The organism is Streptomyces sp. STR69, from assembly GCF_024519455.1.
Classification (GTDB): Bacteria; Actinomycetota; Actinomycetes; order Streptomycetales; family Streptomycetaceae; genus Streptomyces.
Window position 1 is genome coordinate 191970 of sequence record NZ_JALJRY010000015.1, and the last position, 21895, is coordinate 213864.

The window sequence follows — 21895 nt, forward strand, 5'->3', positions numbered from 1 at the left end:
GATGTGAAGAAGCCGTGTGCCGGTCGGAATCGACGGGCCGGTCGGCGGAGAAGAAGTGGTGCTGGCACCGGCGCCCGGAACGGGGCGTACACAAGTGCTGACCGCACCGTAGCACACCCGGTGCGGGTCCGGCTGTGAGATACGGCTCAGCGGCTCGCCAGCAGGCCGTAGAGAAGAGGGATCCGCGGCTCGGGCAGTCGCCACCAGCCGGTCGGGGTGCGCTCCATCCGGGGCCAGCGCGGCCACGGGAGTTCGTCGCTCTCGCGGAGCCGTCGAATGCTCAGTCCCGCCGTCGACAACGCGTTGATGACCTCGTCTATTCCGTGCATCCACTCGTAGCTGTCGGTCGCGTCCACCACGGCCGGGCCGTCGGTGTACGTGAACGTCGCGTCCCGGTGCACCGGACCACCGCCACCCAGGTAGTCGTGGCGCAGCAGCAGTTCGGGTCCCTCGCCCGGATTCGGCTTCGGGCCCAGGGAGTTGAGCAGGGGATGGAATTCGACGATGTACAACAGGCCGCCGGGGCGCAGGAGTTGGGCGATCACGTCGGCCCAGCGCGGGAGATCGGGCAGGTAGCACAGGGCGCCCTTGCCGGTGTACACGACGTCGAACTGCCGTTGTCCCAGGGCCTCCACGGCGTCATACACGTTGGCCTGTACGTAGCCGACGTCGAGGCCCGCCTTCGCCGCGATGTCGTTCGCGGCGGCCACCGAAGCCTCGGAGAAGTCGAGGCCCGTGGCACGCGCCCCGCGCCGCGCGAACGCGAGGGTCTCGGTGCCGAGATGGCACTGGAGGTGGAGCACGTCACGGCCGGTCAGCTCGCCGAGGTCGTCCCACTCGAAGGCGGCGAACCAGCGCTCCGGGTCCGGGTCGCCGTCGAGGCCGTAGAACCGGCTGGCGAGGTGGACGGGGGTGCGGGCGTCCCAGTTGGCCTGGTTGGCGCGCATCAGCCGTGCGTGCTCGTCGGTGCTCATGGCTCCATCCAACCGTGATCGGGTGGCGGACGGCGGGAAGAACACCGGTTCCGGGCAGGTTGCCCCGAGACGAGTGACCAAGGCGATCGTGTCGGTCTACAACGGCGGTGGACTCGCCGACCGGCAGGCGCAGTTGAAGCGGCTGCTCGCGCTGGTCGGCGACGGCCGGCTGCGGGTGCCGGTCGGCTGGCGCGGCCCGTGGGACCGGATCGCCGAGCCCGTGCAGGCGCTGAGCGGTCGCAGCCTGCGTGGGAAGGCCGTTCTCGACGTCCTCTGACGATTCCTGTGAAACCCGGGACGAGTCCTTCACTCCGCGCCTCATACCAGCCATACGAACCCCCGATGGCCCTTCGTTGACCCATTTCTTGTTCTGGTCAATGGCCGTACCTACGCTGCCACCACCGCACCACGGCGGCACGGGACAAGGGACTTGGCAATCATGGGTCGACTGGCCGGGAAAATCGCTTTCATCAGTGGGACGGGGGCAGGAATAGGGCGGGCCGCGGCGCAGATATTCGCGGCCGAGGGCGCCGAGGTTTTCGGCTGTGACATCGACGAGGACAGTGCGGCCGAGACCGTGGAACTCGTCGAAAAGGCCGGCGGAATCATGCGGTCCCCGGCACCCGTGGATCTGTCCACCCAGGACGGCGCCCGCGAGTGGATCGAGGCCGGGATCGCGGCCTTCGGCGGGATCGACATCCTCTACAACAACGCCTCCGCGCTGCGGAACGGCCCGTTCGAGACCATGCCGGCCGAGGACTGGTACTTCACCATCAAGAACGAGCTGGACATCCCCTACTTCTGCACCCAGGCCGCCTGGCCGCACCTGATCGCGCGTGGTGGCGGAGCCGTTCTCAACGTCGCCTCCGTGGCCGCCGTACGCGGGGCGCCGTTCATGCCGATGGTGCCCCACGGGGCCGCCAAGGGCGGGGTGTTGGCGATGAGCATGCACCTGTGCGCGGCCGGCGCCCCGCACCGCATCCGCGTCAACACCATCGCTCCCGGCATGACCCGCACCTCCGCGACCGCGCCCTTCCTCGACGATCCGGACGGCCCCAGGGCCCAGTTGGAGGCGCGTATCCCGGTCGGGCGGGTGGGGCAGCCCGAGGACATCGCGCGGGTCGCCGCCTTCCTCTGCTCCGACGAGGCGGCCTTCGTCAACGGCGCCAACCTCATGGTCGACGGCGGCGACAGCGCGATGGCGGGCTGAGCCGCCGTGACCGTCCGACTCGACCATGTGGGCGTCAACGTACGCGATCTGGTGGCCCAAGTCGCCTGGTACCAGAGCGCGTTCGGGCTCGAGAGCGTCTTCGAGTTCCACCTCGAAGGGCCCGGTCTGCGCGGCGTCGTCCTGGAGCATCCGCGGGGCTGGCGCATCGAGCTGCTCGCCAGGCCCGGTTCCGCCCCCGGCCCGCGCGCGCCGGACCCGATGACCGCCGTACTCACCGAGGGATACGGGCACTTCGCGGTCACCACCCCCGAACTCGACCCCGTCCACGAGGCGTTGGTGGCCCGTGGCGCGGGCGAGGTCATGGCACCCGGGCCGTCCCCCGAGCCCGGAGTGCGCATGGCCTGGGTCAGCGACCCCGAGGGAAATCTCATCGAACTCATAGAGAAAAACGCAGAGTGAGGGCACGCACGATGACGGATTCGATCTCCTTGAAAAGACTGGACCCCGGAACGCTCATAGCGTGCTGTCTCGCGGTCGCGGCGGCACAGTTGTGCATTACCGTTCCCTCGCCCATCAACGGGGAAATCCAGGCCGCATTCGGCGCCTCGGGTTCCCAGGTCGCCTGGGTCACCTCCGCATTCATTCTCCCCACCGCGATTCTGGAACTGAATTTCGGTGTGGTGGGCGATCTCTTCGGCCGCAAGCGGCTGTTGGTGCTCGGCGGGCTCGTCCTGGCGCTCGGTGAACTCCTCAACGCCACCTCGCAGAACATCACCATGATGTGGACCGGGCAGGCCCTGGCCGGCATCGGCGCCGCCGCGCTCTTCCCCAGCTCTCTCGCGGTCATCGCGGCGGCCACACCGGACGGCAAGGACCGGGCGAAAGCCGTCTCCACCTGGGCGCTGTCCATCTCCCTGGCCTCCGCGCTCGGCCCGCTGTCCTCCGGGATCCTCGCCACGGTCGCCGACTTCCGCTGGGCGTTCGTACCGCCGGTCGTCCTCGGTCTGGTCGTCGCGGTCGCCTCCTGGAAGCTCGTCACCGACTCCAAGGCGCCCGAGGGGCGCGCGCTGGACTGGCCCGGGCAGATCACCATCGCCGTCGGCCTGACCGCCCTGCTCTGGGGCGTCATCGAGGGCGGCGACCGCGGCTGGGGCAGCGCGGCGATCGTGGGCTCGCTGACCCTGGCGGCCGTCGCGCTCGTCGGGTTCGTCGTCGCGGAGACCCGCGCGGCCTCCCCGATGTTCAACCTCGGCCTGCTGAAGATCCCCTCGTTCGCTGCGGCGGCCGTCGTCGCGCTGGCCGGCATGTTCGGCTTCATCGGCACCGCCTACTGCGTCTCGATCCGCCTCGGCGCGGTGATGCACCTGAGCCCGCTGCGGGCCGGAATGCCGTTCGTGATCCTCCAGTTGATCCCGCTGCTGCTGGCGCCGGTGCTCAGCCGGATGCTCACGAGGATCGACGCCCGCTGGCTGCTGATGGGCGGCCTGCTGCCGATGGCCGCCGGACAGTTCTGGATCGCCGCCCTGCCCATCACCACCACCTCCCTCGCGGCCTTCATCGGCCCGGTGCTGCTGCTCGGCGTCGGTTTCATCTGCGTGGTGTCCTCGCTGACCTCCGCCGCCGTGAACGCCGTACCGATCAACATGACCGGCATGGCCAGCGGCGCGACCAGCCTGGTCCGCGAGTTCGGCCAGGGCCTCGGCCCGGCCGTCATCAGCACCATCGCGATGAGCGCCGCGTCGTCCGCCCTCGTCGGCAAGCTCAGCGGGGCCGACGCGGGCATGGAGAAGGCGGCCGGTCCGCTCGCCGTCGTCAACGCGGGCAGCGCCCAGGCCAAGGCCGCCGCGCAGACCGCCCTCGGCCACGGCATGGCCCTCGGCGTGGTGATCTGCGGCTGCGCCTCCCTGCTGGGCGCGGTCGTCACCCTGCTGCTGGTGCGCAAGAACACCGAGCGCTCGACCGTGGCCGCGGGGGAGCCGTCGGTGCAGGCGGCGACCGCGTAGGCCGTACGTCGTAGAAGGAGGCCGGGGCCTTGCCGCCCCGGCCTCTTCATGTTTTTCGGAAGGGGTGTCGATTCGGCGCGGCTGCGTTCGTCGGTGGGGTGTAGGAAGCTCATGAGGACCGGGAGGATCCATGAAGTACATGCTGCTCGTGTGCGGCGACGACACCGCCGACGCCTCCGGGATGGCACCCGTCGAACCCTGGGTGGAGGAACTGGGCGACCGCGGCGTACGGCTGCACGGTCACCGGCTCGCGCTGCCCGCCGACGCCGTCACCGTAAGGGTGCGCGGCGGGGAGGTGCTCCGTACGGACGGGCCGTTCGCGGAGACCAAGGAGTACGTCGCCGGATTCGACATCCTGGAGTGCGACACACTGGAGGAGGCCGTCGAGGCCGCCGCCAAGCACCCCGTGGCCACCCTCGGCGCCATGGAGGTGCGCCCCTTCTGGCCGATGGACGGCGAGGAGGACGCCGAGACGCAGATCCGGGCGCTGGACGCCGAACGGCCCGGGACCGCCGCCTTCCGCAAGGCCGTCGAGGACGTCCTCGGGGGCGTGACCTGGCCCCTGACCCGCGAGGTGCTGGAGTTCCACGTCCACGTCGACGAGTCCGTCGCCTTCGGGCACGCCCTCGTCCGGCTGCGCGGCACCCGCACCGACGGCCGGCCGCTGGACGACGTACTGCGCGTGACCACCGGCTACCGCAACACCGGACTACGCTGGCAGATCGTCCACGAACACATCTCACCCGCCACCGAGAAGACCGGGGAACGGTCATGAAGTACGTCCTGCTCATCTGCACACCCGTGGACGGCGAGGAACTCAGCCCCGCCGAGATCGCCGCCGACCCCCGCTTCACCTCCTACATCGACGAGGTCCGCAGCCGTGACCTGATGCGCGGCGGGGCCCGTCTGCGTCCGTCCTCCGACGCCACCACCGTCCGCGTCCAGGGCGACGAAGTCCTGCTCAGCGACGGCCCGTTCGTCGAGTCCAAGGAGTACGTCGCCGGCATCGACATCATCGAGGTCGCCGACCTCGACGAGGCGATCTCGCTCGCCTCCCGGCACCCCGCCGCGCTGGCCGGCGGCTCGGTCGAGGTGCGGCCGGTCTGGGAGTGAACGTGCCGGACGTCGAGGAGGCGGTCGCCGCCGCCTTCCGCGAGGAGTGGGGCCAGGTCGTCGCCACCCTGATCCGGGTGACCGGCGACTGGGACCTCGCCGAGGAGTGCGCGCAGGACGCCTTCGCCCAGGCGCTCGACCGGTGGCGGCGCGACGGAATCCCGCGCCGCCCCGGCGCCTGGCTCACCACGACCGCCCGCAACCGCGCCCTCGACGTCCTGCGCCGGGAGGCGGTCGGGGCGGCGAAACTCCGGGAGGTCGCCGTGCTGGGGCGGGACGAGGGACCGTACGACCCGGAGTACGACGGCGACGACAGCGGGGTCGAGGACGACCGGCTGCGGCTGCTCTTCACGTGCTGCCACCCCGCGCTGCCCATCGAGGCCCGGGTCGCGCTCACCCTGCGCACGCTCGCTGGGTTGACCACCCCCGAGATCGCCCGCGCCTTCCTCGTCCCCGAGGCGACCATGGCGCAGCGGTTGGTGCGCGCCAAGAAGAAGATCCGCAACGCCGGCATCCCCTACCGGGTACCGCCCGCGCATCTGCTGCCCGAGCGCACGACGGGTGTGCTCGGCGTGGTCTACCTCCTCTTCAACGAGGGATACGCCGCCACGTCCGGCGCCGACCTGGTCCGCACGAGCCTCTGCGCCGAAGCCGTCCGACTGGCCCGCGTGCTGGCCCAGTTGATGCCGGACGAGCCCGAAGTACTGGGGCTGCTGGCTCTGTTGCTGCTGCACGACGCCCGCCGCGACACGCGCGTGGACGCGGCGGGTGAGTTGGTGACATTGGAGGACCAGGACCGTACGGCGTGGGACCGGGCCGAAGTCGACGAGGGCGCCGCCCTGTTGGAGACCGCGCTGCGCCGGGGCCGCCCCGGGCCGTACCAGATCCAGGCCGCCATCGCCGCCTGCCACACCACCGCGCCCACGGCCGACGACACCGACTGGGCCGATATCGCGGGCCTGTACGGCGAGTTGGAGCGCTTCGTGCCCTCCGCCGTGGTGCGCCTGAACCGGGCCGTGGCCGTGGGCATGGCCCAACACCCGGACGCGGGCCTGGAGTTGGTGGCCGAACTGGAGCGGTCGGGCCAACTGGCCGACTACCACCTGCTGCCCGCGACCCGCGCAGATCTGCTGCGCCGCAGCGGTCGTACGGCGGAAGCGGCCGAAGCGTACGAGCGGGCGCTGGAGTTGGTGGAGAACGCGGCGGAGCGGAGGTTTCTGGAGCGGCGGCTCGCGGGACTGCGGCTGGGCGGCTGACCGAGGACCGGCCTCAGCGGACGTCGAGCAGGCCCGCGAGGAGTTGGAGTCGCTCGGCGTCGAGGCTGCCCTCGGCGGCGGTGCAGACCATGAGCGCGGGACCGGGGTTGCCCGGTATCGGGTAGGCGTCCCAGTCCAGGTTCAGTTCGCCGACCCGGGGGTGGTCGAGGCGCATCTGGCCGCGGGTCGGTTCCGTCACGTCGTGGAGCGCCCACAGCGCCGCGAACTCGTCGCTGCGGACGGCGAGTTCACCCACCAGCTCGACGGCGCGCGGGTGGCCGGGATCGGCGGCGACCTGCGTCCGCAGCATCCCGATCAGCTCCGCCACGGTGGCCGCCCGGTTGGGGCACGTCTGATCGGCCTGGGGGTGGAGGAACAGTGCCAGCAGGTTCCGCTCCTTCTGAGGCTGCCGGGTGAACTCCCCCAACAGGGCACCGCCGAGCGGGTTCCAGGCCAGCACGTCCAGGAAACGGCCGACGACGAGAGCGGGCGCGGTCATGCCGTGCAGCAGTCGTAGCGTGGTGTCCGGTACCTCCTCCGGCTCGTACGAACGCGGCGGGCGGGCCGGGTTGCGTGCGGCGGCGGCGAGGCCGTGCAGGTGGCGGGTCTCCTCGGCGGAGAAGTCGAGGGCGCGCGCGAGGGCGTCGAGGACCTGTTCGGAGGGGCGTACGTCGCGGCCCTGCTCCATGCGCTGGTAGTAGTCCGAACTCACCCCGGCCAGCAGGGCCAGTTCCTCGCGCCGCAGTCCGGCGACGCGCCGTCGCGGGCCGGGTTCCAGGCCGACGTCCTCCGGCCGCAGCCGAGTTCGGCGGGTGCGCAGGAACTCCGCGAGTTCGCGTCGGGGATCGTCGCTCATGGCGTGGGAGGAGTCGGTCACCGCGCCAGTATGCCGTCGACACGGCCCGCGAGGGTGGGTCTGGCAGACCCAGGAAAAGGAGAACGACCGTGATGTCGCGTGCAGGGTCCAGCATCGGATCAACCACACAGCGCACCACGGAAGGACAGCGACATGAAGGCCGTTCAGATCACGGGTTTCGGTACTGCGGACGTTCTGCAGGTCAATGAAGTGGACCGTCCCGCTCCCGGCTCCGGTGAGGTCCTGGTGGCGGTCGAGGCGTCCAGCGTCAACGGGCACGATGTGATCGTCCGGACGGGGCAGCTGAAGATGGTGTCGGGGCGCCGCTTCCCGATCGGTGTGGGGCTGGACTTCGCCGGCGTCGTCGCCGCGACCGGCGCCGGTGTCGAGGGCTACCGGGTCGGGGACCGGGTGTGGGGCATGGTGCACCCCCGGCAGCGGCACTCCGTCGCGGGGGCGGCCGAGTATGTCGTGGTCTCCGCGGAGCGCATCTCGCACGCCCCGGCGGACCTCTCGTCCGTCGAGGCGGCCTCCCTGGTGGTCGCGGGTTCCACCGCGCTGATCGCGCTGCGCGACAGTGTGCGCCTGGAGAGCGGCGAGAAGGTCCTGGTCCGGGGCGCGGCCGGCGGAGTCGGCACCGCCGCCGTGCAGTTGGCGCACGCCATGGGCGGCCATGTGACCGCGCTGGCCCGCGACCGCCACGCCGAGCTCCTGACCGACCTCGGCGCCGACGAGGTCCTGGACTACGGCTCCACCACCTCGGACATGATCGGGCCGTTCGACGTCATCGTCGACACCGTCGGCACGGAACTGCACTGCTACCGCGGCCGGTTGGCCAAGGGCGGCCGGATGGTCACCGTCGGACTGTCCCCGTCCGCCATCGCCGCGATCGCCGCGTCGAGCGTGCACGGCTCCCGCCGCATCCGCACCTTCAGCGCCAACCCCGAGACACCCGTGCTGCGCGATGTGGCCGACCGTGTCACCTCGGGCGCGCTGCGCCCGGTGATCGACAGCGTGTACCCGCTCGCGGACATCGCCGCGGCGCACCAGGCGTTCGAGCGCGGCGGCGTCGTGGGCAAGCACGTGGTGACGGTGCCGCGCGGCTCCCTCTGACGGAGTCCGGTCAGCGGGGATCGGTGCGCAGGTCGATGCCCCGGTCGAGGGCGTCGGCGGTCACGATCCGCGTCGCCATTCGTGACAGCCGCTTCCGGTCGGCTCCGGGAAGCGGCTCGACACACCTCTCGATCCGCTCGGCGAACTGAGCGGCGACCTGCTCCACTAGCTGTCGGCCGGTGTCGGTGATCGACACCTGGAACGAGCGGCGGTCGACGGTACTGGGCGTACGGGTGACCAGGCCCCGGCGCTGGGCGCGGTCGACGAGGCCGGTGATCGAGGACTTGTCGAGGCCGAGGTGACGGCCGAGCTCGTTCATCGTCGGCTCCCGGTCCCGCAGTATCCCGAGCAGCCGTGTCTGGGTGACCGACAGGTCGTGCTCCCCGGCGAGCTCGGCCAGCGCGTTCTGCACCAGGAACGACAGCTGGGCGAGGGCGTCGACCAGGCCGAGGTCCTCGGCCACAGGGGGCGCGGTGTCGCGCGGTGAGGTCATGTTGCGGATTCTACTTGCAAAGGTACGTGGCACCTACTAATTTAATTGGTGTCACGTACTAAAACCTTCGTGGCACCTACTAAATCCGTGCCTCCAGTCGCCCAGCCCCGCGACCTCCCGCGCACCGCATCCGAGGAGAGCAGCCATGGACATCCATGCCGCAGTGGTCAACTCGTTCGACAACCCGCCCCGCTACGAGCCCTTCGATCTGCCCGCGCCGACCGACGAGGACCAGGAAGTCGTCGACGTCCTCGCCGTGGGCCTGCATCCCCGAGTGCGCACCGGCGCGTCGGGCAGCCACTACACCAGCACCGGGAAGCTGCCGATGGTGCCCGGAGTCGACGGGGTCGGCCGACGTGCGGACGGCCGCCTGGTGTACTTCGTCGCCGATGACGAACTGGCCGGCCCGATGGCCACCCGCACCGTCATCGACAGCCGCCACAGCATCCCGCTGCCCGACGGCGCGGACGTCGTGAAGATCGCCGCCGCGATGAACCCCGCGATGTCGTCCTGGGTGGCGCTGCGCCGCCGCGTCCCGATCGAGGCCGGGCAGTCGGTGCTCATCCTCGGCGCCACCGGCAACGCCGGACAGATGGCCGTCCAGGTCGCCAAGCGGCTCGGTGCCGGGCGGGTCGTCGGCGCCGGACGGGACCGGGCCCGCCTCGCGTCCCTGCTCGGAATCGGCGCGGACGCGACCGTCGCGCTCACCGACGACGCCGAGGCCACCGCGACGGCGCTGGCCAAGGAGGCCGCCGAAGTCGACCTGGTCATCGACTACTTGTGGGGCAAGCCCGCCGGTGACGCGATCATGTCGGTGCTGCGGGCCCGAGCCGACCGCGGTCGCGCCCTGAACTGGATCCAGATCGGCGCCATGGCCGGTCCCACCATCGAACTCCCGTCAGTCGCACTGCGTTCGGCGAACTTCCGGCTCCAGGGCAACGGCCAGGGCGCGGTGTCCACCAGGACGTACCTGGAAGAACTCCCGTCCCTGGTCGAGGAGATCGAGAGCGGCGGCATCGCGGTCACCGCGAAGGCGGTACCCCTCGCCGACGTCGAGAGCGCCTGGAACGCGCCCGAGGTGCCCGGCGTACGCACCGTCCTCGTGCCCTGACCCCCGCGTGACTCTCATGCAACTCGTCCTGGAATTACCGAAGGAGCTCGGAGCCATGTCCCCCACCACAGACACCGACGTCGTCATCTGCGGCACCGGCGCGGCCGGACTGACCCTCGCCCTCGACCTCGCCCGCAGGAACATCGCCTTCCTGCTGATCGACAAGGCGCCGCAGCCGTTCGCCGGCTCCCGCGGCAAGGGCATCCAGCCCCGCAGTCAGGAGGTCTTCGAGGACCTCGGCGTGATCGATCGGATCGTCGCCTCCGGCGGTGAGTATCCCGTCCAGCGTGTCTACACCGCCGACGGGCCCATCGACCAGGTCGGCGTGGAGATGTCGGAGCCGACGCCCGAGGAGCCGTACCAAATACCCTTGCTCGTCCCGCAGTTCCTCACCGAGCGCCGACTGCGCGAGCGCCTGGCCGAACTCGGGCACGCCCCGCGCTACGGCCATGAACTCGTCGGGTTCGACCAGGACGGCGACGGTGTGACCGCGCGCATCGCCACCCCGGAGAGTGAACAGGCCGTACGGGCAAGGTACTTGATCGGTGCCGACGGCGGATCGAGCTTCGTCCGCAAGACCCTCGGGATCGGCTTCCCCGGCAAGACCCTCGGCGTACGGGCGATCGTGGCCGATGTGTACGTGGACGGCGTTTCGTCGGACGCCTGGCACCGCTGGGGCGAGGACACCGCCGGGCAGGTTTCGATGTGCCCGCTCTACGGCACCGACATGTTCCAACTCCAGGCCCCCGTCCCCTTCGACGTGGACCTGGACCTCTCGGCCGAGGGGCTCACTGCCTTCCTCCGCGAACGCACCGGCCGCGACGACGTCGAGATCCGCTCCGTGTCCTGGGCGTCAGCGTTCCAGATGAACGCCCGGCTGGCCGACACCTATCGACGGGGGCGCGTGTTCCTCACCGGGGACGCGGCGCACTGCCACCCGCCGACCGGCGGACAGGGCCTCAACACCAGCGTCCAGGACGCCTACAACCTCGGCTGGAAGCTCGCCGCCGTACTCGACGGCGCCCCGGAAACCCTGCTGGAGACCTACGAGCAGGAACGCCGGCCCATCGCCGAAGCCGTCCTCGGCCTGTCCGAGAAGCTGCTCGAAGCGGCCAAGAACCGCGACATCCACCGGGGCCGCGAAGTCAGTCAGCTCGACCTCGGCTACCTGAACTCGCCCCTGTCGCTGCGCACTTCCGGGCGAGACAAGGGCGTACTGGCCGGCGACCGCGCGCCCGACGCGCCCGTAACCGGCACAGGCGGCCTCCCCACCCGCCTGTTCAGCCTGTTCCAAGGGCCGCACTGGACCCTCCTCGGCCACGACGTCGACGAGGCCTCGGCCCCGGCACCGCGCCCCGGCCTGCACATCCACACCATCGGCACCCGGGGCGACATCCTCGACAGCGGCGACCGCGTCCAGAACGCCTACGGACTGTCCTCCGAGCAGTGGGTGCTCGTCCGCCCGGACGGATACGTCGCCGCCGTGCTCGACACGGCCGAACTCGGCGCCGTAGAAGCCTATTTGGAGACCGTCGGCGTCCGCCCCCTCGCGGCGACGCGACCCACCACCACGGAAGCGAGCACCGCCATGCCCACAGAGACCTCGTCCGACGGCACCGGCACTCCCCGCACCCGACGGGAGCACCGACAGGCCCGAAGCGCCGCCGAGCAGCGGCTCGCCACCGCCCAACGCGAACTCCACCAGCTCTCGCGCCAGGTCCAACGCGACCTGCGCAGCGTCCGACGGCACGGCGAGACGACCGCCATCGTCGCCCGCTCGAACTTCGCCGAACTCGCCGTCAAGAGCATCAACCGGCTGACCGCCAACCTCCGCACCGACCGCACCGATCAGTAGCGCCGGACTCCGCACCCACGACGGCCGGTGCCGCCCGGGGCGACGGCCGTCACGAGGCGTCGAGCGCGTTCGTGATCGCCTTCACCCCGCCGTGCGCCGCGTACCCGCCGTCGACCGTGATCTCCGCGCCGTTGACGTACGACGCCTCGTCCGACAGCAGATAGACGACCAGCGGCGCCACCTCGTCCACCGTGCCCGCCCGACCCTGAGGCGTCAGCGACAGATGGGCCTGGACGAACACCGGGTTCGCGGACGCCATCAACGGGGTCTCGATGTAGCCGGGGTGGATCACGTTCGTACGGATGCCGCGCGGCGCCAGCTCCAGCGCGGCGACCTTCGACAGACCGCGCAACGCCCACTTGCTGGTCGTGTACGCGACCGCGTGATGCGCGGTGAGCCCCGCGACCGAGCCGACGTTCACGATGGACGAACCGGTCGGCATCAGCGGGGTGAGGGCCTGGATGCCGAGCAGGGCGCCCGTGGTGTTCACCGCGAACGCCCGGTTCCAGTCGGCGAGTTGGACGTCACCGAGCCGCGCCCGCATGGGAATGCCCGCGTTGTTGACCAGGCCGTGCACTTCCGTGAGGGAGGCCGCGAGGTCCGCCCAGTCGTTCTCGGACGACACGTCCAGGTGTCGATAGGTGACGTCCAGGCCGTCGGCGCGCAGGGACGCGGCGAGCTTCTCGCCCGCCTCGTCCAGGACGTCGCTCGCCACCACCGTCGCCCCCTCCCGGGCCGCGGCTGCCACCTCGGCGGCTCCCTGGCCCTGCGCGGCCCCGGTGACGACGACGGTACGACCGGCCAGACGCGTGCGGCTCACGGCTACCTCCAGGGGATGCGGGCTGTCTCCCGTCCACGCTAGGAAGCCGCGGTCAGCTCCGGAAACGCACGATCGGCATGGGTGGCATCCGCGCCGACGATCTCGGCGGCGATGTCGCGCGCCACCGGGTCGTCCAGCGACGCGCCCACCTTCCGGACCGTCTCGCGCAGCCAGCGGTGCGCCGGGTCGGAGTGCCGGTTGTGGTGCCAGTACATGGCCTCCACCAGCGGTACGTCGGGGAAGGGCGTCGGTACGACGGCACAGCGCGCGAAGCCCTCGTAGCGCCGGGCGAGCCGCTCGGGGACCACGGCGACCAGGTCGGTGCCGCCCACCAGGAACGGCAGCACGTTGAAGCCGGGCGTGCTCACCTGCACCCGGGGCGTGATGCCCAAGGTCTCCAACTGCCGGTCCGCAGGCGTGAGTTTGCCGACCGCGCAGGCCGCGTGCGGCATCTCCGCGAGGTCGCGCAACGAGAGTCGACCGTCCACCAGACGAGGGTTGTCCGGGTCGACGAGACACACGAACCGGTCGTGCATCACGGCCTCGCTGACACCGGGCAGCTGATAGCCGAGCGGCACGATCATGAGGTCGTGGCAGCGCAGATGCGTCTCGGTCTCCAGCTGCCCGATGACGATCGGGTGGAAGTCGATCCGGATGCCGGGGGCCTCCTGCGCGAGGGCCCGCAGCAGGGGTTCCACGAAGACCGTCATCACGTAGTCGGACATCACGACCGAGAACCGCTGCCGACTGCGCGAGGGGTCGAAGTGCCTGGTCAGCGACAGGGCCTCCTCCGCTTTGTGCAGGGAGGACTGGACGACCGGCAGCAGCCGCTCCGCGAGCGGGGTCAGCTCGTACTCGCGGCCCACCCGCACCAGCAACTCGTCGTTGAAGTGCCGCCGCAGCCGGGCCAGGGAGCCGCTCATCGCGGACTGACTGGTGGACAGCCGCACCCCCGCGTGGGTGACGTTCTTCTCCTCCAGGAGGGCTTCCAGAGCCACCAGAAGATTCAGGTCGATTGCTCCCAGACCCATGCGTGTGTCCTTCCGGCCGCGTCGTTGAAGCTCGGTGGAACCGGAGCGTAACGACCGCCTTCCCGCCGAGGAAGAGTCCGGGAGGGAAGTCACAGGGATCCGATAGCTGCCATCGGATCCCCGGATGTGTGCAGGTCGGAAGGCCTACCGATGGGCGGGGCTACGGCCTCGGCGTTCGGCCGCGCTTGCGGGCGCGCGGCAGGTACACGTCCGTACGGCCGGGCACCACGCGGTTGGAGAGGGTGCCGAGGCGCTCCACCGCGAGGGTCACCTCGTCGCCGGGCCGGAGCGGCGGCGGGGTGCGCTCGCCGACCCGGCCCCAGAACTCGGCCAGTGCGCCCCAGCCGCAGGTGCCCGAGCCGAGGATGTCCCCGGGGCGCACCCAGGCGTCCCGGGAGGCGTAGGCGATCATCTCCTCGAAGGTCCAGGACACGTTGGCGAGGGTGTCGCGGCCGATCAGCTCCCCGTTGAGGGTGACGGTCATCTCCAGGTCGAGGAAGCCGTCGGGGTCGCGCCGGTCCTCGACCTCGTCGGCGGTGACCAGGCAGGGGCCCAGTGTGTTCGCGAAGTCCTTGCCCTTGGAGAATCCGAGCCCGAGGTTCTTCTCCGGTTTCTGCAGGTCCCGCGCCGACCAGTCGTTGAAGACCAGGTAGCCGACGATGTGCTCACGCGCCTGCTCCGGCGTGAGATCTCGTCCCGCGCGGCCGATGACCACCCCCACCTCCAGCTCGAAGTCGAGCACCGAACAGCCCGCGGGAACCGGTACGTCGTCGTGCGCGCCGTACGCCGCATGGGGGTTGGTGAAGTAGAAGTTGGGCGCCCGGTACCACTCCTCGGGTACGTGCTCCAGTCCGTCCAGGGACTTCGACACCCCTTCGATGTGCGCCTCGAAGCCGACGAAGTCCCGGATGGACGGCGGCTTCAGCGGCGGCAGCAGCCGCACCTGATCCACCGTCAAGTCACTTGGCTGCCGCAGTGCTTCGGTGCCCGCCGCGTGCAGGACCTCCTGCTCCAGCAGGGTCAGTACGGTGACGCCCTCGGGCAGCGGATGGACGGTCCCGTCCCGGACGACCCCGGCGCGCTCCACGCCCTCGTACTCGTATGTCGCGAAACGCATCGTTCACTGCTCCCAGTGGTTGGTGTTGGTGACGGTCCCCGCGCTCAGGTAGCCGGCGAACAGCCCCTTGGGGTCACGGGCGGCCCGGATCTCCCGCAGCCGCCGCCACTGCTCGTCGCCCATGAACCGCAACTGCCGCACGGTGAAGTCCGAGTCGCCGAGGTACTGGCCGGCGGTGACCAGTTGCATGTCCGCCATCGCGCCGTCCAGCCAGGAGCGCAACTCCGCGTCCCGCGCGGGGTCGTCGTGGATGACGTACGTGGCGCAGTAGATCTCCGACTGCAACGAGAAGGCCATGTCGGGGAGTTGGCGCAGCGGGGCCATCGAGAACCAGATGGTGAAGGTCTGCCGGGTGGGCTGCTCGGTGAACGCCCTGCGGATCGCCGGTACGACCTCCTCGGCCGGGCCGGACAGCCAGGCGTTGTCGACCAGGTAGCGGTGGCCCTCGGGGTTGGCGGTGCGCTGTCCAGCCAACTGCTCGGCGAACGTGGTCTGTTGGGCCTCGACGCGGAACAGGGCCCGGTCCGCGTACGGGTTGGCGTGCAGGGGTGCCAACGCCTCGGCGGCCTGCTCGGCGGTGTCGGTCATCGACACGCCCGTGACCAGCAGCACCGGTTCGTCGAGGTCGGGCGGTGTCTGCGTGAGCGCGACGATCTCCACCAGGTCCGAGACCGTGTGGTGCATGCCGTGCAGCCAGGTCATGACCTCGTCGAACAGGTCCAGCGGATACGCGTGCACGGTGTGTCCGAGGTACTTCGGCAGCGGGCGCGTGCGCAGGTGGAAGCGGGTGACGATCCCGAAGAAGCCCGGGCCCGCTCCGCGTGCCGCCCAGAAGAGGTCGCTGTGCCGGGTCTCGTCGGCGCGCACCAACTCGCCCTCGGCGGTGACGACATCGATGGCCACGATGTTCTCGGCTGCCCAGCCCCAGCCGCGCGCGTTCCAGCCCTGCCCGCCCTGGAGCAGAAAGCCGCCGATGCCGACGGAGGGGCAGTGCCCGCCGTTGAAGAAGCGGCCGAACTCGCCGAGATACGGGTTGAGTTCGTCGCCGCCCTTGACGCTGGGGGTGGCCGTCACGATCCCCGTTCCCGGGTCGTACACCATCTCGCGAAAGCCCTCGAGGTCGATCAGCAGCGCGTCCTCGCGCACCGACCAGGCGGCCCAACTGTGCCCGCCGGAACGGACGGCGACCTGCCAGCCCCGCTCCAGAGCCAGCCGTACCCCCTCCACCACGTCCTGCTCCGATTCGGCCATCAGGACGGCCGCCGGTGAACGGTCGTACGGGCGACGGGCGTTGAAGACCCGGGCGAAGCACGCCGTCTCGAAGTCCTCGTCGTCGGGGAGGTGGAGGGTGCCGGAGAATCGGTTCAGGTTCAAGGGCGTACTCACTTGATCGCGATCGGGTTGACGGGGGCGCCCACCGCGCCGGTCACCGGCAACGGCGCGGCGACCAGCAGGAACTCGTGGACGCCGTCGGCCGCGCAGTCCTCGGCCAGTGCCTCCAGGTCCCACATCTCGCCCAGCGGGAGGCCCATGTTGGGGATCGCTATCTGGTGCAGCGGGGACATCGCGGGCTGTGGGAACTCGTAGGGCCGTACCTCAAGTCCCCAGGTGTCGGAGGCGATCGCCGCGATCTCGGTGCGGTGCAGCCAGCCGAGGGTGGTGAAGGAGAGGCCGGGCGCGTCCCCGGCGGCGTAGCCGCCCCACGCGCCGAGGCGTCGTACGCGGCCGAGTTGGCCGGTGCGGATCAGGACGAGGTCGCCGCGCCGGACCGAACTCGTGGCGCCCTGCGCCTCGATGGTGGCGCGCAGATGCTCCTCCAGGATGGCGAATCCGTCCGGGAGTTCACCGTGCTCGTCGCCGACCGCTCGGCCCACGTCCAGGAGGACTCCGCGGCTGGTGAAGGCGTCCTTCATGTGCTCGATGCCGGTGACCGAGTCGCCGTCGCCGTTGACGATGGTGCACGGACGGCCGTTCCACGCCTGCTTGTTGTCGTAGATGTGGCCCAGACCGTCCCACTGCGTCGAGGCCTGCAGGGGCATCACGATGTGGTCGTCGGCGCCGCCGAAGCCGTGCGGGAAACCCTGGGTGCCGGCCGCCGCGTCGGAACCGGTGTCCTTCATGTAGTGCACCGGGTTGATACGGCCGCGGAAACCGCGCTGCGGGCCGGACTCGTTGAACTCCTGGGCGAGCGAGAAGGACCGCCCCCGCCGCACCAGGCCCACCGCGTGGGCGCGGATCGCGTCGTCGATGAAGTTCAGGGTGCCGAGCACGTCGTCCTCACCCCAGCGGCCCCAATTGCGGTAGGCGGCACGGGCCTTGGCGAGTTCTTCCTCGATCGGGCCGAGGGCGGGGCGGGTCGTCATCGGGTGTGTCCTTTCCACAGCAGGTCGAGGGCGTTGCCCCCGGCGATCGCGGCCCGGTCGGCGGGGGCGAACCCGGCCGAGTCCAGGCGGGCCACCGGGTCGTCGACTCCCATGTCGAAGGGATGGTCGGTGCCGAGGACGACCCGGTCCGCGCCCACCTCCTCGACCAGCCGGCGCAGTGCGCGCGGGGTGTACACCAGCGCGTCGAACCACATCCGGCGCAGATAGGAGCTGGGCAACTCGGCACTGCCGCGCGCGTCTTGGCGTACCCGCCAGGCGTGGTCCGAGCGGCCGATGTACGTCGGCAGATAGCCGCCGCCGTGCGCCGCCACCAGCTTCAGTCGCGGGAAGCGGTCCAGGACACCGGTGAAGATGAGATGTGAGAGCGCGACCGCCGTCTCCACCGGCTGACCGACCGTGTTTCCCAGGTAGTTGGTCGCCAGGCGTTCGCCGAGGGAGCAGCCCCAGGGGTGGATGAACACGACCGCGCCGAGTTCCTCGGCCCGCTGCCACACCGTGTCGTGTGCGGGGTCGGCCAGTTCGCGGCCGTCGACCGTCGTGGAGACGCTGATGCCGTACAGGCCATGGTCGTTGACCGCCTGGTCCAGCAACGCGACCGCCAGGTCCGGGTGTTGGAGCGGAACGGTGCCCAGGCCGAACAGCCGGTCCGGCGCGGTGGCACAGTGGGCGGCCACGGCCTCGTTGACGGTACGGGCGAGCCGGATCGCGAGATCCTGGTCCGCCCAGTAGTGATGCATCGGCATCGGGCCGACCACCTGGATGTCGACGCCCATCGCGTCGAGGTCCGCGAGGCGGGTGGTGACGTCCGTCAACCTGCCTGCCAGCCGCTGGAGTTGGGCACGATTGACGGCCAGGGACGCGGGGGAGTGGGCGCGCTGCTCCGAGGCCAGTTCGGCGGCGAGACCCGGGGTGCCCGCGACCAGGGCGTCGGCGGCGGGGACGGCGAGGTGGCCGTGGAAGTCGACCACCGGCGAGCCGGTCATGCCGCCGCCGTCAGGTTGTCCAGCGTCTCCGACATGATGCGGGCCGGGTCGGCGCCGGGCGTGCCCGGGTGGATCTCCCAGTCGGCGAGCCGCAGGGAGTTCTCCAGGACCATCCGCACCCGGGGGAGCCGTCTGGCCATGAAGCGGTCCAGGGCCTGGTCCGTCGGCTCGTCCGCCGTCACCAGCTCGGCCAGCAACACCGCGTCCTCCATGCACATCGCCGCGCCCTGTGCGATCAGCGGCGGGCAGGCGTGTGCGGCGTCGCCGATGACCATCGCGCGGCCCCGGTGCCAGGGCTCGTCGACGAGGATCGCCTCGATCCAGCGGTAGTCGACCGCCGTGTCGTCGGGCAGCGAGGCGAGGATCTTCCCCCAGGTCCCGCCGTACCCGGCGCCGCGCTCGCGCAGCAGGGAGAGCGGGGCGCGCGGGCCGATGAGCGAGGTGTCGAGGTTTTCGTCGAGGAGGTAGGCGTAGCACTGGTCCGGCGAGATCGGGCTGTAGCCGGCCTTGAAGCGGGGCCCGCCGTAGTACACCTCGGCGCAGTCCATCTCGGCCGGACGGTCCGCGACGACCCGGAAGATCGACATGCCGACGGGACGGGGCTTGGCGTCGATGCCGATCAGTGCGCGCATCGCAGAGTTGATGCCGTCGGCGCCCACGACGAGGTCGTAGCGGCCGGTCGTACCGTCAATGAAGGTCACGTCCACATGGCCGGGCGCCTGGTCGAGCCGGTCCACGCTCAGCCCGAGCCGCACCCGCACCCCGTGCCCGCGCACCGCGTCGCAGAGCGCGTCCTGCAGATCCGAGCGCAACGCGCCCGCCGTGGACGGCAGTTCGGGCCCGCCCGTGTGCGGGGTGTCCAACTCGGTGATCAGCCCGCCGTCGGCCGAGCGCAGCCGCATGACGTCGAACGGCACCGCCCGGGCGAGTACCCGGTCCAGGACACCCACGGAACGCAGCGCCTTGAGCGCGTTGCCCTGGACGGTGATGCCATGGCCCACACCGAACCACTGCGGAGAGATCTCGACGAGCTCCACCTCGGCGCCCCGTTGGGCGAGCGCGAGACACAGCACGCTACCGGTGATGCCGCCGCCGACGACGAGCACCTTCTGTACGGGCATGGGCGATCCTTGCGAACGTAGAAGAAAGGAGTGGGGGGTCACCGGAAGAAGCGCGGCCCGAGTTCGTGGAAGTGCTCGACGGCCGGCGGTTCGGCGAAGAACGGTCCGACCAGGGCCCGCCAGCGCGCGAAGGGCTCGGACTCCCGGAAGCCGACCATGTGTGCCTCGACCGAGTCCCAGCCGACCAACAGCAGGAAGACTCCCGGCCGTTCGGCCCCGCGCAGCAACTCGGCCCAGCGGAACCCGTCGGCCTCGGCCAGCACCTCCCGGGCCTTGCCGAACACCTCCGCGAACTCCCGCTCCCGACCCGCCTCGACGGTCAGCTCGGCATGCTCGACTATCACGTTCTTCTCCTCGGGAAAGTGGGTGCTCCGAGCCTGCGTGGGCGGTCGATCCACGGTCAACGGATCGAGGCATCGCCAAGGGGGACGTCATGCATCCCGTACGGCGATGGAGCCGCAGTTGAGGGCCCGCGCGGCCGGTGATGGCAGGCATCGCGGATCGCCATTTCCGCCGGGTCCCCGGGCTGCCTAGCGTCGAGGGCGAGCCCCCACCCGTACGAGGAGAGCGCCGTGCCCGATCAACAGCCCACCCATGCCGGACCCTTCGCCCTCGGTACGTTCGCCTCCGGCGCGGCGGTCTTCCCCGGCCTGGTCACCGGTTCCCGAGTGCGCGACCTCTCCGACCTCGTGCCGTCGGTCCGGGCGCTCGTCGAGGACTGGGCCGACTGGCTGCCCCGGCTCGGCGACCTCGCTACGTCGATGGACGACACCGGCTCCTGGTACGAGCTGGCCGCACTGTGCGTCCTGACCCCGATCGAGCCGGGCCAGGTCCTGCAGAGTGGCGCCAACTACCGCAAGCATGTGGTCGATCTGGTCGCCGCCGAGAAGGAGAGCGTGCACGGCGCCACCCCCGAAGAGGCCCGCGCCGACGCCGAGTTGATGATGGACGAACGCGCCCGCAACGGAGTGCCGTACGTCTTCCTCGGCTCCCCGCGCGCGATCAGCGGCCCCTACGACGACATCGTGCTCCCCGCGCTCGGCGAACAGCACGACTGGGAACTCGAACTCGCCCTCGTCATCGGCAAGCCGGGCAAGAACATCCCGGCCGAGGAGGCCATGGAGTACGTCGCCGGATACACGATCTCGAACGACCTCACCACCCGCGACCGTCTCTACCGGCCCGACCTCAAGGCCATCGGCACCGACTGGTTCACCGCGAAGAACGCCGACACCTTCCTGCCGACCGGGCCCTTCCTGGTACCGGCCGCCTTCGTCGGCGACCCCGGGGACCTGCGGATCACCCTGCGCCACAACGGAGTTGTCCGCCAGGACGAGTCGACGAAGGACATGATCTTCGACATCCCACGGCTCATCGCCTACGTCTCCACGACCACCACCCTGCGCCCCGGCGACCTGTTGCTCACCGGTTCACCGGCCGGCAACGGCGCGCACTGGGGCGTCTTCCTGAAGCCCGGCGACGTCGTCGAGTCGGAGATCACCGGCCTGGGCCACCAGCGCAACACCGTCAGGAGCGGACAGTGACCTTCCAGCCCATCACCCATCTGCGCCATGTCGACCTGGCCGTACCGGACTTCGCCCGCCAGCGCGCCTTCTACGGCACGACGTGGGGCCTGACCGAGGTCGCAGGCGACGGCGGTGTCGCCTTCTTCGCCGCCGAGGGCAGCCCCGAGCAGTACATCGTCCGCATCCGCGAGGACCAGCGGAAGCGGATGGACCTGGTCGCCTTCGGGGCCGTCTCACCGGAGGCCGTCGACGCGTTGCACGGGCGGCTGGGGCGGGCCGGTGTCCAACTCCTCGGTGAGCCCGGTGCGTTGGACACCCCGGGCGGTGGCTACGGCTTCCGGTTCTTCGATCCGGACGGGCGGGTCGTCGAGGTCTCCGCCGACGTCGCCACCCGCACCCACCGCAGGATCGAGGAGCGCGAGGCGATCCCCGTCCGGCTCTCGCACTGTGTGGTCAACTCCCAGGACCCGGAGGGGCTTCGGGACTTCTACGTCCAGCACCTCGGGTTCCGGCTCACCGACACCCTGTACTCGGCGCACATGGGCGACCTCATGTACTTCCTGCGGTGCAGCCCGCTCCATCATTCGTTCGCGATAGCCCGGGGACCCCATGTCTCCCTGCACCACGCCTCGTTCGAGATGCGCGGGGTCGAGGAGTACATGCGAGGCACCGGGCGGGCGCTGCGCGCGGGGACCCGGCTCACCTGGGGGCCCGGCCGGCATCTCGCCGGTGACAACACCTTCTCCTACTTCCACGACCCGCACGGCAACACCGTCGAGTACACGACCGAACTCGCCGTCCTCGAAGAGGACTTGTGGCACCCGGGCCGTCATGACGTCGACGACCCGATCACCCAGGACCAGTGGGGCACCGCCGACCCGATGAGCGAGTCGGTCGCCAAGGAGCAGTTCAACGACCCCGACGTGCTCTTCGAAGCACCGCCGGTCTGAGCAGAACACCCAACCCGC

General features: G+C 70.6%; 23 protein-coding genes. 12 read left to right on the forward strand and 11 right to left on the reverse strand.

Annotated elements, in window-relative coordinates:
• Nucleotides 1-146: 146 nt before the first annotated feature.
• Nucleotides 147-974: a class I SAM-dependent methyltransferase gene (locus OC490_RS27530; protein WP_262060697.1), complete on the reverse strand. Its 828-nt coding sequence runs from the start codon at nucleotides 972-974 to the stop codon at nucleotides 147-149.
• A gap of 22 nt (nucleotides 975-996) precedes the next feature.
• Between OC490_RS27530 and OC490_RS27535 the strand changes: the two genes are divergently transcribed.
• From OC490_RS27535 to OC490_RS27565, 7 genes are all read left to right on the forward strand, one after another.
• On the forward strand, nucleotides 997-1251 hold the full coding sequence (locus OC490_RS27535) for a zinc-binding dehydrogenase (protein ID WP_262060698.1): 255 nt from the start codon (nucleotides 997-999) through the stop codon (nucleotides 1249-1251).
• A 162-nt stretch (nucleotides 1252-1413) separates the two neighbouring features.
• Nucleotides 1414-2184 (forward strand): SDR family NAD(P)-dependent oxidoreductase, encoded by a 771-nt coding sequence (locus OC490_RS27540; protein ID WP_262060699.1) that lies wholly within the window; start codon nucleotides 1414-1416, stop codon nucleotides 2182-2184.
• Nucleotides 2185-2190: 6 nt separating this feature from the next.
• A complete protein-coding gene (locus tag OC490_RS27545; protein ID WP_262060700.1) occupies nucleotides 2191-2604 on the forward strand; it encodes a VOC family protein in 414 nt (137 codons plus the stop codon).
• An 11-nt stretch (nucleotides 2605-2615) separates the two neighbouring features.
• Complete coding sequence (locus OC490_RS27550; RefSeq protein WP_262060701.1) at nucleotides 2616-4148, forward strand: MFS transporter; 1533 nt, start codon at nucleotides 2616-2618, stop codon at nucleotides 4146-4148.
• 130 nt (nucleotides 4149-4278) lie between these two features.
• The gene (locus OC490_RS27555; RefSeq protein WP_262060702.1) at nucleotides 4279-4923 is read left to right on the forward strand and encodes a YciI family protein; all 645 of its coding nucleotides are present in this window, start codon (nucleotides 4279-4281) and stop codon (nucleotides 4921-4923) included.
• Nucleotides 4920-5261, forward strand: coding sequence for a YciI family protein (locus OC490_RS27560; protein WP_262060703.1), 342 nt, complete (start codon nucleotides 4920-4922; stop codon nucleotides 5259-5261). Before OC490_RS27555 ends, OC490_RS27560 begins: the two co-directional genes overlap by 4 nt.
• Nucleotides 5258-6517 (forward strand): RNA polymerase sigma factor, encoded by a 1260-nt coding sequence (locus OC490_RS27565; protein ID WP_262060704.1) that lies wholly within the window; start codon nucleotides 5258-5260, stop codon nucleotides 6515-6517. Before OC490_RS27560 ends, OC490_RS27565 begins: the two co-directional genes overlap by 4 nt.
• Nucleotides 6518-6530: 13 nt before the next feature.
• On the opposite strand, the gene OC490_RS27570 is transcribed toward OC490_RS27565, so the two are convergent.
• Nucleotides 6531-7373 carry a helix-turn-helix transcriptional regulator gene (locus OC490_RS27570; protein ID WP_262060782.1) on the reverse strand — a complete coding sequence of 281 codons (843 nt, stop codon included), beginning with the start codon at nucleotides 7371-7373 and terminating at the stop codon, nucleotides 6531-6533.
• 153 nt (nucleotides 7374-7526) lie between these two features.
• Between OC490_RS27570 and OC490_RS27575 the strand changes: the two genes are divergently transcribed.
• Nucleotides 7527-8486: an NADP-dependent oxidoreductase gene (locus tag OC490_RS27575; RefSeq protein WP_262060705.1), complete on the forward strand. Its 960-nt coding sequence runs from the start codon at nucleotides 7527-7529 to the stop codon at nucleotides 8484-8486.
• Nucleotides 8487-8496: 10 nt separating this feature from the next.
• Here OC490_RS27575 and OC490_RS27580 read toward each other — a convergent pair whose 3' ends face one another.
• On the reverse strand, nucleotides 8497-8979 hold the full coding sequence (locus OC490_RS27580; protein ID WP_262060706.1) for a MarR family winged helix-turn-helix transcriptional regulator: 483 nt from the start codon (nucleotides 8977-8979) through the stop codon (nucleotides 8497-8499).
• A gap of 145 nt (nucleotides 8980-9124) precedes the next feature.
• Between OC490_RS27580 and OC490_RS27585 the strand changes: the two genes are divergently transcribed.
• A complete protein-coding gene (locus OC490_RS27585) occupies nucleotides 9125-10090 on the forward strand; it encodes a zinc-binding alcohol dehydrogenase family protein (protein ID WP_262060707.1) in 966 nt (321 codons plus the stop codon).
• A gap of 55 nt (nucleotides 10091-10145) precedes the next feature.
• Nucleotides 10146-11945, forward strand: a complete 1800-nt coding sequence (locus OC490_RS27590) for an FAD-dependent oxidoreductase (protein WP_262060708.1) — start codon at nucleotides 10146-10148, stop codon at nucleotides 11943-11945.
• Nucleotides 11946-11994: 49 nt separating this feature from the next.
• Here the strand turns inward: OC490_RS27590 and OC490_RS27595 are convergent, their stop codons facing one another.
• The 8 genes from OC490_RS27595 to OC490_RS27630 form a co-directional block, all read right to left on the reverse strand.
• Nucleotides 11995-12765, reverse strand: coding sequence for an SDR family NAD(P)-dependent oxidoreductase (locus OC490_RS27595; RefSeq protein WP_262060709.1), 771 nt, complete (start codon nucleotides 12763-12765; stop codon nucleotides 11995-11997).
• A 38-nt stretch (nucleotides 12766-12803) separates the two neighbouring features.
• Nucleotides 12804-13796: a LysR family transcriptional regulator gene (locus OC490_RS27600; RefSeq protein ID WP_262060710.1), complete on the reverse strand. Its 993-nt coding sequence runs from the start codon at nucleotides 13794-13796 to the stop codon at nucleotides 12804-12806.
• A 160-nt stretch (nucleotides 13797-13956) separates the two neighbouring features.
• Nucleotides 13957-14913 (reverse strand): fumarylacetoacetate hydrolase family protein, encoded by a 957-nt coding sequence (locus tag OC490_RS27605; RefSeq protein ID WP_262060711.1) that lies wholly within the window; start codon nucleotides 14911-14913, stop codon nucleotides 13957-13959.
• A gap of 3 nt (nucleotides 14914-14916) precedes the next feature.
• Nucleotides 14917-16287, reverse strand: a complete 1371-nt coding sequence (locus OC490_RS27610; protein WP_262060712.1) for an FAD-binding oxidoreductase — start codon at nucleotides 16285-16287, stop codon at nucleotides 14917-14919.
• Nucleotides 16288-16295: 8 nt separating this feature from the next.
• Nucleotides 16296-17276 (reverse strand): cyclase family protein, encoded by a 981-nt coding sequence (locus OC490_RS27615; protein ID WP_262060713.1) that lies wholly within the window; start codon nucleotides 17274-17276, stop codon nucleotides 16296-16298.
• Nucleotides 17273-18280: an amidohydrolase family protein gene (locus tag OC490_RS27620; protein ID WP_262060714.1), complete on the reverse strand. Its 1008-nt coding sequence runs from the start codon at nucleotides 18278-18280 to the stop codon at nucleotides 17273-17275. Before OC490_RS27620 ends, OC490_RS27615 begins: the two co-directional genes overlap by 4 nt.
• Nucleotides 18277-19401 (reverse strand): FAD-dependent monooxygenase, encoded by a 1125-nt coding sequence (locus OC490_RS27625; RefSeq protein WP_262060715.1) that lies wholly within the window; start codon nucleotides 19399-19401, stop codon nucleotides 18277-18279. The genes OC490_RS27620 and OC490_RS27625 overlap by 4 nt, the downstream gene beginning before the upstream one ends.
• 38 nt (nucleotides 19402-19439) lie before the next feature.
• Entirely contained in the window at nucleotides 19440-19745 is a 306-nt protein-coding gene (locus tag OC490_RS27630; protein WP_262060716.1) for an antibiotic biosynthesis monooxygenase family protein, read from the reverse strand.
• A gap of 228 nt (nucleotides 19746-19973) precedes the next feature.
• Between OC490_RS27630 and OC490_RS27635 the strand changes: the two genes are divergently transcribed.
• Both OC490_RS27635 and OC490_RS27640 read left to right on the forward strand, forming a co-directional pair.
• Nucleotides 19974-20945, forward strand: coding sequence for a fumarylacetoacetate hydrolase family protein (locus tag OC490_RS27635; RefSeq protein WP_262060717.1), 972 nt, complete (start codon nucleotides 19974-19976; stop codon nucleotides 20943-20945).
• Nucleotides 20942-21877, forward strand: a complete 936-nt coding sequence (locus OC490_RS27640) for a VOC family protein (RefSeq protein WP_262060718.1) — start codon at nucleotides 20942-20944, stop codon at nucleotides 21875-21877. Before OC490_RS27635 ends, OC490_RS27640 begins: the two co-directional genes overlap by 4 nt.
• Nucleotides 21878-21895: the final 18 nt, after the last annotated feature.